Source organism: Actinomadura sp. BRA 177, from assembly GCF_013372625.1.
Lineage (GTDB): Bacteria > Actinomycetota > Actinomycetes > Streptosporangiales > Streptosporangiaceae > Spirillospora.
The window spans coordinates 1-10,685 of the sequence record NZ_JABXFD010000375.1 but is presented as its reverse complement, the minus strand read 5'-3'; the positions used below and the strand labels follow the sequence as shown (position 1 = coordinate 10,685).

The following is a 10,685-nucleotide window of genomic DNA, read 5'->3' as shown; positions in this document are numbered from 1 at the left end:
GGGGGTGTCGGGGTCTCGCTGGGTGTTAGCTTAGCCTCTTCGTCGGCAGCGTCGGTTGTGTATAGGAGACAGGTGGTCTCCGCCTCGGGGGAGGTCTCGGCGCCGGTCATCGGGACGGGCTCGGACGTCTCGGCGGCCGCCTTCGCGCTCCTGCTGCGGGTGCGGGTCCGCTTCGGCGGCTCGGGGGCCTCCTCGGCGACGGGCTCCTCAGCCACCGGCTCTTCGGCGGCCGGCTCCTCGGGGGCCTCTTCGGGCTCCTCCGCGACCGGCTCCTCGGCCGGGGCCTCCTCGGCCGCGGGCTGCTCCGCGGCCGGCTCCCCGGCGGCCACTTCTTCGGCGACGGGCTCCTCGGCGGTCGGCTCGGGCGGCGGGCCCGCCGGGCGGCTCGCCCGGCGGGGGCGCGTGGTCACCCCGTTGGCCGGGGTCTCCGCGGTATCGGTCGGTTCGTTGTCAGTGCCTTCGGCCGTGGCCGAATCGGCTTCGTTCTCAAGCATCCGGGCAATCTCCCGTCAGGCTCCCGGGCGCGTCCGCTCGCTCCGCCAGGGGGCGGACCGGTGCGGTGCGCCGCACGAGAGCACCTCGTCAGTCATCGGCGTCGCCATCGCCGGACGGTGGTCCGGCGGTGACGACGAAGTCGTCGGGGGTGCGCCAGCCGTACCCTGCGGAACCGGTTCCGTGCTCCCACGGCTTCGGTTCCCCGGTCAGGCGCTGACGGCATCCGCGCTCGCGGCGTCCCCGGGGTGCGGCCGCGCAGGGCCGCCGGCCGCCGCGGCGTCGTCGCCGGAGGGCAGGCCGGTCTCCCGGTCGGGATCCAGGGGATCCGCGAGGCCACCGGTGTCCGCGTCGAGGGGCCCCTGCGCCAGCCTGGTCACCAGTGGCGGTGACGGCGGCGCGAGGTCGGCGACCTGGCGCAGTCCGGTGAGGATGTCGTCGGGTCGTACGGCCGGTGTGGAATGCCGAACAACCATTCGAAGTATGGCACAAGGGGCATCCGCCGCCTCCGCGGCGCGCCGGTCCAGCTCACACGCGGACACGGCGGCGCGCACGTCGAAACGGCGCCGTCCCTTCTTGGTGAGACGTTCCACCTCGATGTTCTCGGCGGCCATGAAGGCGGCCACGGCCGCGGCGGCGTCGTCGTCCGACACGCCGTCCAGCCTGATCCGCCATTCGGACGCCTGGAGCCGATCCGCGAACGCGCTCGGCTTCGCCGGCGCTTCGCCGCGTCCAGCCCGGACGGGTACGACATCGACGATGTCGAGCCCGGGGGGCAGGGCCGCGTCCAGATCGGCCCGCACCCGCGCAGGGTCGCGCGGCGCGGTGAGCCCGATTTCGAGGTATTCGGCCTCACTGGCCACCCCTGTCGCCGCCGCACCCGCATACGAGATCTTCGGGTGGGGGGTGAATCCGGCGCTGAACGCGACAGGGATCCCGGCGCGCCTGACGGCGCGTTCCACGGCCCGGGAAATGTCGCGGTGGCTCGTGAACCGCAGCCTGCCCCGCTTGGCGTAGCGGACGCGCAGTCGCTGGGTCACGGGGGCCGGCGCCGGACCCTCCGGCATGGGTGCCAGGGTTCTGGTCCTTCCTACTCGTGTCGAGTCGAAAAACTAGGTCTCCCTATAGAGTACGGGTCCCCGAGCCCCGTTCGGCCAAGCACGGGTGCCGTAAGGCCGGGACCCCCGCAGCTCAGGGCGTTCCCGCAACCGCTTCCGGACATGCGGACGCCCGCGCGGGTCGTCAGACCACCGAGAGGGGCAGCAGCTTCCTGCCGGTGGGGCCGATCTGGATCTCGGTGCCCATGGTGGGGCAGACGCCGCAGTCGTAGCAGGGCGTCCAGCGGCAGTCCTCGACCTCGGTCTCGTCGACGGCATCCTGCCAGTCCTGCCAGAGCCACTCGCGGTCGAGGCCGGCGTCGAGGTGGTCCCAGGGCAGCACCTCGACCTCGTCGCGCTCCCGGACGGTGTACCAGGCCAGGTCGACGGGCTCGCCGTCGAACGCCTTCTCGGCGGACGCCGTCCAGCGCTCGTAGGAGAAGTGCTCGCTCCAGCCGTCGAAGCGGCCCCCGTCCTCCCAGACGGCGCGGATGACCTTGCCGACGCGACGGTCGCCGCGCGACAGCAGGCCCTCGACGATGGACGGCTGCCCGTCGTGGTAGCGCAGGCCGATGGCGCGGCCGTACTCCTTGTCGCCGCGCAGGGCGTCCTTGAGTGCGTGCAGGCGGCGGTCGACGGTCTCGTGGTCGCACTGCGCGGCCCACTGGAACGGCGTGTGCGGCTTCGGCACGAACCCGCCGATGGACACGGTGCAGCGGATGTCCTTGCGGCCGGTGGCCTCCCGCCCGGCCTGGATGACCCGCTTGGCCATGCCGGCGATCGCGAGGACGTCCTCGTCCTCCTCGGTGGGCAGGCCGCACATGAAGTACAGCTTGACCTGCCGCCAGCCGTTCTCGTAGGCGGTGGAGACGGTGCGGATCAGGTCGTCCTCGGTGACCATCTTGTTGATCACCTTGCGCATCCGCTCGGAGCCGCCCTCCGGCGCGAACGTCAGCCCGGAGCGCCGGCCGCCGCGGGAGAACTCGTTGGCGAGCGTGATGTTGAAGGCGTCCACACGGGTGGACGGCAGCGACAGCGAGGTGTTGGTGCCCTCGTACCGGTCGGCGAGGCCCTTGGCGACGTCGCCGATCTCGCTGTGGTCGGCGCTGGACAGGCTGAGCAGCCCGACCTCCTGGAAGCCGGACTCCTTCAGGCCGGTGTCGACCATCTCGCCGATCGTGGTGATCGACCGCTCCCGCACCGGACGGGTGATCATCCCGGCCTGGCAGAACCGGCAGCCGCGGGTGCAGCCGCGGAAGATCTCCACGCTGAACCGCTCGTGCACGGTCTCGGCGAGCGGGACCAGCGGCTTCTTCGGGTACGGCCACTGGTCGAGGTCCATGACGGTGTGCTTCTCGACCCGCCACGGGACGCCCGGACGGTTCGGCGCGACCCGCTGGATCCGGCCGTCCGGCAGGTAGGTCACGTCGTAGAAGCGGGGCACGTACACGCCGCCGGACGCCGCGAGCCGCAGCAGCAGCTCGTCCCGGCCGCCGGGCTCGCCCTCGGCCTTCCACTCACGGATCACCTCGGTGATCGCGAGGACGATCTCCTCGCCGTCGCCGAGGACGGCCGCGTCGATGAAGTCGGCGATCGGCTCGGGGTTGAACGCGGCGTGCCCGCCCGCGATCACGATCGGGTGGTCGCCGGTGCGCTCGGCGGCGTCCAGCGGGATGCCGGCGAGGTCCAGCGCCGTCAGCATGTTGGTGTAGCCGAGCTCGGTGGAGAACGACACGCCGAGCACGTCGAACGCGGCGACCGGGCGGTGCGCGTCCACGGTGAACTGCGGGATGCCGTGCTCGCGCATGACGGCCTCCAGGTCGGGCCAGACCGAGTAGGTCCGCTCCGCGAGCACGCCGTCGCGCTCGTTCAGGATCTCGTAAAGGATCTGGACGCCCTGGTTCGGCTGCCCCACCTCGTAGGCGTCCGGGTACATCAGCGCCCACCGGACGTCGGCCTCGTCCCAGTCCTTGAGCTGGGAGTTCAGCTCGCCGCCAACGTACTGAATCGGCTTCTGCACGCTCGGCAGCAGCGGCTCCAGGCGCGGGAAGAGCGACTCGACCGGCATGACGGAATCCTCCGTGCAGGGGACGTGGGATGAGCGTCCAGCCTACGCCGTCACCACCCGCTAATCGAACGCGCGGCGGCGCACGTGCACCGCCTGCAGCAGGCCGAAGGCGATCATGTTGGCGAAGGTGGCGGAGCCGCCGTAGGAGATGAACGGCAGCGGCAGCCCGGTGATCGGCATGATCCCGATCGTCATGCCGATGTTCTCGAACGCCTGGAACCCGAGCCAGCACACGACCCCGGTCGCGACCAGCGTGCCGAACAGGTCGGCGGCCTGGGTGGCGATCCGCAGCCCGCGCCACAGCACCACGCCGAGCAGCACGACGATGATCGCCGCGCCGACGAAGCCGAGCTCCTCCCCCGCCACCGTGAAGATGAAGTCGGTCTGCTGCTCGGGGACGAAGTGGCCGCCGGTCTGCTCGCCGTGGAACAGGCCCTTGCCGAACACGCCGCCCGACCCGACCGCGATGCGGGCCTGCTGGGCGTTGTAGCCGGCGCCGCGCGGGTCGGCCTCCGGGTGCAGGAACGCGATGAAGCGGTCGACCTGGTACTCCTTCAGCAGCCCGAAGAACCAGACGGCGGCGCACGCGAGCACCCCGCCGCCGACCAGGCCGACGAGCCAGCGCTTCTGCGCGCCGGAGATCGCCAGCATGCCGAGCACGACCGCGATGAACACCAGCGTGGTGCCGAGGTCGGGCTGCAGCATGATCAGCACGCCGGGCACCCCGGCGAGGACGAGCGCGAGCAGCACGTCGCGGCGGCCCGGCCCGATCTCGCCGTCCCGCGGCTCGCCGAGGATCATCGCGAGCAGCACCACGAGCCCGACCTTCGCGAACTCCGACGGCTGCACCTGGAACCCGCCGCCGAGCACGATCCACGAGTGCGAGCCGTTGATCGTCTCGCCGAGCGGGGTCAGCACGGCGAGCAGGCCCACGCACGCCACCCCGTACAGGATGGGGACGTAGGCGCGCAGCAGCCGGTAGTCCAGGACGGTGACGACGCCGCCGAGCACGAACCCGATGAGCAGGTTCAGCACATGCCGCTTGAGCATGCTCTCCGGGTCCTGGCCCTGCTCGGTGAGCAGGTGGAAGGTGGCCGAGCGCACCAGCAGCGCGCCCACCACCGACAGCGCCAGCACGGCGAGGAACAGCGGCCAGTCGAGCCGCCGCAGCACGCCGAGGCGGCTCCGCCACGTCCGCCGCGCGCCGTACCCCTCGACCGGCCCCGCGCCGGTTCCGGTGATCACGGGGCGGTCCCCTGGCCCGGCATCTTCGGCAACTCGGACGGGAGCTTGCCGTCCTTGAGGATCGGCTTGCGGTCCTTCGTCCCGTACATGGCCTCCCAGATCTCGCGGACGGCCGGAGCCGCCGTCGAGGCGCCGAAGCCGCCCTGCGAGACCATGGCGACGACCGCGAAGCGCGGGTCCTTCACCGGGCCGAACGAGGCGAACCAGGAGGTGTCCTGCTTGCCGTAGACCTCCGCGGTGCCGGTCTTGCCGCCGACGTCGACGCGCTTGAAGTCGAACCCGGAGAACGCGCCCGCCGCGGTGCCCTTCTTCGGCACCTCCCCGAGCGCGTCGCGGATGTACTTGAGCACCTTCGGGTCGACCGGCAGCTTCTCCGGCGGCGGGGCGTCGATCCGGCGGACGACCGTGCCGTCCGGCCGCACGACCGCGACGCCGAGCCGCGGCGTCATCAGCTTGCCGCCGTTGGCGACCGCCGCGTACGCGCGGACGAGCTGCAGCGGCGTCACCAGGACGTTGCCCTGCCCGACCGAGAAGTTGGCCGCGTCACCGGGCCGCCACACGTACCCCTCGGTGCAGTTCTCCGTCGCGACGGCCTTCAGGTAGGCGGCGCGCGCCGGGTCGGTCTTGGCGACGTCGGGGTAGCCCTCCTTGGCGCCCTTGCAGTTGGCGACCTTGGTGGCCTCCCAGTAGTTCTTCTTCCAGTCCCGGTCGGGGATGCGGCCGGAGCTCTCGCTGGGCAGGTCGATCCCGGTCTTGGTCCCGAACCCGTACTGCCGGGCCATCTTGATCATCGGGTCGGACGGGTTCTTCTTCGGATGCATCCCGCCGTCGTGCTTCCACTCCAGGTAGGCGAACCGGTAGAACACCGTGTCGCAGGACTTCACGAGGGCGGTGTGCAGCGTCATCGGGCCGTACGCCGTGCCGCCGGCGTTGGTGAACGCCCGGTTCCCGACGTTGTAGGAGCCGGGGCACGGATAGATGCCCTTAAGGCTGTTGCCGTCCTTCACCGCGGCGGCCACCGAGGAGATCTTGAAGGTGGAGCCGGGCGCGAACTGCCCCTGGGTGACCCGGGAGATCAGCGGCTCGCCGTTCTTCTTGCCGAGCAGCGCGTCGTACTTGTCCTGGGAGATGCCGCCGGTCCAGATCGTCGGGTCGTAGCTCGGGTAGCTGGCCATCGCGACCATGCGGCCGGTGCGGACGTCCATCACCACTGCGGCGCCGGCGTCGGCGGGCTTGCCGCCCTTGCGCGCGGAGTCGATCGCGTGCTTGAGCGCCTTCTCCGCCGCGCCCTGCACGCCCGCGTCGATGCTGGTGACGAGGTTGCTGCCGGACGTCGCCGGCTGCTCCTCGGCGGTGCCGGTGACGCGGCCCTGGCTGTCCACGAGGACCCGGCGGTATCCGGGCTCGCCGCGCAGCGCCCGGTCGTACTGCGCCTCCAGCCCGGCGCGCCCGACGAGGTCGACGCCGCTGTACCCGGTGACCTTCAGGCCCTTGCGCTTGTCCAGCTCCTCCTGCGTGACGGGCTGGAGGTAGCCGAGGACCTGCGCGGCGCTCGCGCCGTCCGGCTCCGGGTACTCGCGGACGGCCTGGATCTGCGCGGTGACGCCGGGGAAGTCCTCCTGCCGCTCCATGATCTGCAGGGCGCGCTTGGGGTCGACGTGGTCCTCGACGGGGATCGGCTGGTACGGCGAGCCGGGCCAGCACGGCCGCTTCACGGTGGGGCTGCACAGCCGGATCCGCTTGGAGATGTCGTCGTAGGTCGTCCCGAGGACGCCCGCGAGCCGCTTCAGCACGGCCTCGCCGCCGTCGTCCTGCCGGGACAGCGTGGTCCGGTTGACCGACACGACGAGCGCGCTGCGGTTGCGGACGAGGGGCTCGCCGCGGTCGTCCAGGATCATGCCGCGGACGGCGGGGACGACGATGTCGCGGGTGCGGTTCTGCGCGGCGATCTCCTGGTAGTGCTCGCCCTCCAGGACCTGCAGCGTCCACATGCGTCCGACGAGGACGAGCAGCAGCGCGGCGACGAGGACGTAGAGGACGACGAGGCGGAAGTGGGTCCTGGGGTTCACAGGTTCCCGCCCCGCCCCGACATCGCGCGGTAGCGGGCGGCGGGCACCGCGAGGCCGTCGCCCCGGGATCGTTCGCCGCTCTCGTACCGGCGGGTGGCGCGCAGCACCGCCCACACGACGAACGGGCTGGCGATGATGTCGTAGAGGACCTGCAGCGGGACCATCCGCGACACGGTCCCCCACTCGGCGCGCGGGTCGCCGAGGATCATCCCGGTCGCCGCGTACAGCACGGTCCCGGCGAGCGCCCCGGCGGCGACGGCGAAGAACGGCACGACGGACTGGCGGTCCATCTCGGCGGCGGCGGCGCCGCACAGGAAGCCGATCAGGCAGTAGACGAGCGCGTACCGGCCGAGCGTGTGGTCGGCGGGCGGGATGATGTCGGCGGCGAGGCCGGCCAGGAAACCGGTGACCATGCCGGTCATCGACCCGGCGACCAGCGCCAGCGCGACGACCGCGAGCAGCACCAGGTCGGGCTGGACGCCGCCGGGCAGCGGCAGCCGGTTCGCCACCGACACCTGCAGGATCAGCGTCACGACGATCACCACCGCGGCCACCGCGGTGCGGCCGGCGGGCGACGCCTCGGGTGGGTTCAGCACGTTCAGTCCCCCGCGCTCGGTTCTGTGGACGGGCTCTCGGAGCCGCTCGGCCGCGCGTTCGCGCTCTCGCGGGCCTTGGGGCTCTTGCTCGCCTTCGGGCTCTTGCTCGGGCTGGGGGTTGGTGTTGGGGTCGGTTTCGGCTTCGGCGGCAGTACCGCGTCCCTCGGGTCCTTCTTCGGCGGGGCGACGACGACGCCGACGACGTCCAGGCTGGTGAACTTCACGAACGGCCGGACGTAGGCGGTGCGGGTCAGCCCGCCGGTGGACTTCTCGATCCGCGCGACCTCGCCGATCGGGACGCCGGGCACGTACGGGCGCTGCCCCTGCGATCCGAGCGTCACGATCCGCTGCCCGACCTTGATCGGCGCGGCGGCGTCCAGCAGCTGGAACCGCAGCGGCGTGTCGCCGCCCCCGCCGAGGCCGCGGCGGCCGCGGCCCTGCACGATCCCGATCTCCTTGGAGTCCTCCAGCCGGGAGCCGATGGACGAGGTCTGGTCGGTGGCGAGCAGCACGGTGGACGTCGCGGGCCCGACGCGGGTGACGCGGCCGACGAGCCCGGCGGCGCTGATCACCGTCATGTCGGGCTTGATGCCGCCGCGGCTGCCGATGTCGATCGTGACGGTGTCCTCGAAGCCCTGCCCGGCGGAGATCACCCGCGCGGCGCTGATCTTGTAGCCGCCCATGCCGGCGGTGCCGAGCAGCCGGTCCAGCTGCGCGGACTTGTCCTTGTCGAGCCGGGCGGAGCGCAGCTGCTCGCGCAGCTTCTGGTTCTGCCGCGCGAGCCGGTCGGCGCGGCGCCGCTCGCCGGGCGCGTCGGTGATCGTGTCGAAGGTGTCGCCGACCGGCCGGACCACGGCCGCCGAGGCGCGCTCCACCGGGCCGAACACGGTCGCGCCGAGGTCGCGCAGCCCGCGCAGCGGCGAGTGCGCGCCGCCGCGGTAGTCGACGGTGATCATCGTGAGCGCCACGACGAGCAGCCCGCCGAGCACCATGCGGGTGCGCCGGGTGTCCTTCACGCACCGTCCTCCGGTTTCCTGGGTCTAGTGGCGCGGCTCCGGCACGAGGACCTGGCGCAGCGACTCGAAGTCCTCGACGCACTTGCCGGTGCCGAGCACCACCGAGTCGAGCGGGTTGTCCACCAGGTGGATGGGCATCCCGGTCTCCTCGCGGAGCCGTTCGTCGAGATTCTTCAGCAGCGCGCCGCCGCCGGTGAGCGCGATCCCGCGGTCCATGATGTCGCCCGACAGCTCGGGCGGGCACTTGTCCAGCGTGGTCTTCACCGCGTCCACCACGGCGTTGACCGGTTCCTCGATCGCCCGCCGTACCTCCTCCGCGGAGATCACGACGGTCTTCGGCAGCCCGCTCACGAGGTCGCGGCCGCGGATCTCGGCGTGCGGTTCCTCGTCCCCGTAGGGATAGGCGGACCCGATGGCCATCTTGATCTCCTCGGCGGTCCGTTCCCCGAGCATCAGGGAGTATTCCTTCTTGGAGAAGGAGATGACCGCCTGGTCCAGCTCGTCGCCGCCGACGCGGACCGACTGGCTGGTGACGATCCCGCCGAGCGAGATGATCGCGACCTCGGTGGTGCCGCCCCCTATGTCGACGACCATGTTCCCGGTCGGCTCGTAGACGGGCAGCCCGGCGCCGATCGCGGCGGCCATCGGCTCCTCGATGATGTAGACGCGGCGGGCGCCGGCCTGGTAGCCGGCCTCCTTCACCGCGCGCTGCTCCACGCCGGTGATCCCGCTCGGCACGGCCACGACGATGCGCGGCTTGGCGAAGTGGCGGCGCTTGTGCACCTTCTGGATGAAGTAGCGCAGCATCCGCTCGGTGACGTCGAAGTCGGCGATGACGCCGTCCTTGAGCGGTCGGACGGCGACGATGTTGCCGGGCGTGCGGCCGATCATCCGCTTCGCCTCGATGCCGACCGCGACGATCTTTCCGGTGTTGGTATTGATCGCCACCACCGAGGGTTCGTTCAGGACGATGCCACGCCCGCGCACGTACACCAGGGTGTTGGCGGTACCAAGATCGACGGCCATGTCCCGGCCAAGAAACGACAGCTTGTTACCCATGAAGAAAGGGAGCCCTTCATGCTTGACGGGCGTGAATAGCGGCGCGTCCATCGTAACGTGCGCCCCCGTCCGCGGGCAGTCACCCCGCCGCCGCGCGTCGCGGAAAAAACGCGTCCTGACCAGCTCGGTTTTCGCTAAAGAAGACGCGGGCCGGAAGATCCGGCCCGCGGTCGTGAGTCCCCCCGGAAGGCGCCTCAGCCCAGTTCGGGGAAGAAGAGCTTGATCTCGCGCTCGGCGGAGTAGGTGGAGTCGGAGCCGTGCACGATGTTCTCGCCGATCTCCAGCGCGAAGTCGCCGCGGATGGTGCCCGGGGAGGCGCTGACCGGGTCGGTGGCGCCGGCCAGGGCGCGGAACGCCTCGATGGCGCGGGGGCCCTCGACGACCATGGCGACGAGCGGGCCGCCGGTGATGAACTCGACCAGCTCGCCGAAGAACGGCTTGCTGGCGTGCTCCTCGTAGTGCGACTCGGCGGTCTCGCGGGCGAGGGTGCGCAGTTCCAGCGCGACGAGCGTCAGGCCCTTGCGCTCGATCCGGGAGACGACCTCGCCGATGACTCCGCGGCGGACGCCGTCGGGCTTGACCAGGACAAGAGTGCGCTCGGACACGGGTGGTTCTCCTTGCGGAATTTCGGTTTCGGTAAGCGCGCGAATACTACCCGGCTCGGGGCCCGGAAGTGGCATCGCGGCGCCTCCCGTTCGCCCGCGCGGTGGCGGCGGCGAGTAGAACGGCGACCATTCCGGCGGCGATGAGCCAGCCGCGATAGCCGTCCAGCAGGGCGTGCACCCGCTGCGCCTCGGTCACCGGGTGCCGGCCGTGCAGCAGCGCCGCCTGCAGGGACAGGACGAGGAGCTGGCCGGTCAGCACGGCGGGGAAGCACAGCGACAGGCCGAACAGCGCGGCGCCGGGCGCCGCGTCCCGCAGCGAGGCGGCGAGGGCCAGCCCGGCGCCCGCGCCGAGCGGGACGAGCGGCGCGAGCAGCGTCCACGGGTCGCCGGGGTCGGCGGCGATGCCGAGCGGCGCCGACCCCGGCGACCCGTTGACGC

10 protein-coding genes are annotated in these 10,685 nt (G+C 71.8%); all 10 read right to left on the bottom strand.

Annotated features, from left to right (window positions below):
- Positions 1-494, bottom strand: a 494-nt coding sequence (locus HUX53_RS21505) for a hypothetical protein (RefSeq protein ID WP_217919713.1), incomplete at its 3' end; no start/stop codon positions are given.
- A 207-nt stretch (positions 495-701) separates the two neighbouring features.
- Positions 702-1,559: a TIGR03936 family radical SAM-associated protein gene (locus tag HUX53_RS21500; protein WP_176405020.1), complete on the bottom strand. Its 858-nt coding sequence runs from the start codon at positions 1,557-1,559 to the stop codon at positions 702-704.
- A gap of 175 nt (positions 1,560-1,734) precedes the next feature.
- Positions 1,735-3,657, bottom strand: a complete 1,923-nt coding sequence (locus HUX53_RS21495; RefSeq protein WP_176405019.1) for a TIGR03960 family B12-binding radical SAM protein — start codon at positions 3,655-3,657, stop codon at positions 1,735-1,737.
- Positions 3,658-3,717: 60 nt separating this feature from the next.
- On the bottom strand, positions 3,718-4,902 hold the full coding sequence (gene rodA, locus HUX53_RS21490; protein WP_176405018.1) for a rod shape-determining protein RodA: 1,185 nt from the start codon (positions 4,900-4,902) through the stop codon (positions 3,718-3,720).
- Entirely contained in the window at positions 4,899-6,971 is a 2,073-nt protein-coding gene (mrdA, locus tag HUX53_RS21485) for a penicillin-binding protein 2 (RefSeq protein ID WP_176405017.1), read from the bottom strand. The genes rodA and mrdA overlap by 4 nt, the downstream gene beginning before the upstream one ends.
- Positions 6,968-7,567 carry a rod shape-determining protein MreD gene (gene mreD / locus HUX53_RS21480; RefSeq protein ID WP_176405016.1) on the bottom strand — a complete coding sequence of 200 codons (600 nt, stop codon included), beginning with the start codon at positions 7,565-7,567 and terminating at the stop codon, positions 6,968-6,970. Before mreD ends, mrdA begins: the two co-directional genes overlap by 4 nt.
- 2 nt (positions 7,568-7,569) lie before the next feature.
- The gene (gene mreC / locus HUX53_RS21475; protein ID WP_176405015.1) at positions 7,570-8,583 is read right to left on the bottom strand and encodes a rod shape-determining protein MreC; all 1,014 of its coding nucleotides are present in this window, start codon (positions 8,581-8,583) and stop codon (positions 7,570-7,572) included.
- A gap of 24 nt (positions 8,584-8,607) precedes the next feature.
- The gene (locus HUX53_RS21470; protein WP_067640966.1) at positions 8,608-9,642 is read right to left on the bottom strand and encodes a rod shape-determining protein; all 1,035 of its coding nucleotides are present in this window, start codon (positions 9,640-9,642) and stop codon (positions 8,608-8,610) included.
- Positions 9,643-9,836: 194 nt separating this feature from the next.
- Positions 9,837-10,247 (bottom strand): nucleoside-diphosphate kinase, encoded by a 411-nt coding sequence (gene ndk, locus HUX53_RS21465; protein WP_176405014.1) that lies wholly within the window; start codon positions 10,245-10,247, stop codon positions 9,837-9,839.
- Between the two features lie 46 nt (positions 10,248-10,293).
- On the bottom strand, positions 10,294-10,685 hold a 392-nt coding region (locus HUX53_RS21460), incomplete at its 5' end, for a hypothetical protein (RefSeq protein WP_217919712.1).

Coding starts and splice junctions, on each gene's coding strand:
- HUX53_RS21500 (WP_176405020.1), bottom strand. CDS start 1,559: ATGCCGGAGGGTCCGGCGCCGGCCCCCGTGACCCAGCGACTGCGCGTC.
- HUX53_RS21470 (WP_067640966.1), bottom strand. CDS start 9,642: ATGGGTAACAAGCTGTCGTTTCTTGGCCGGGACATGGCCGTCGATCTT.
- HUX53_RS21495 (WP_176405019.1), bottom strand. CDS start 3,657: ATGCCGGTCGAGTCGCTCTTCCCGCGCCTGGAGCCGCTGCTGCCGAGC.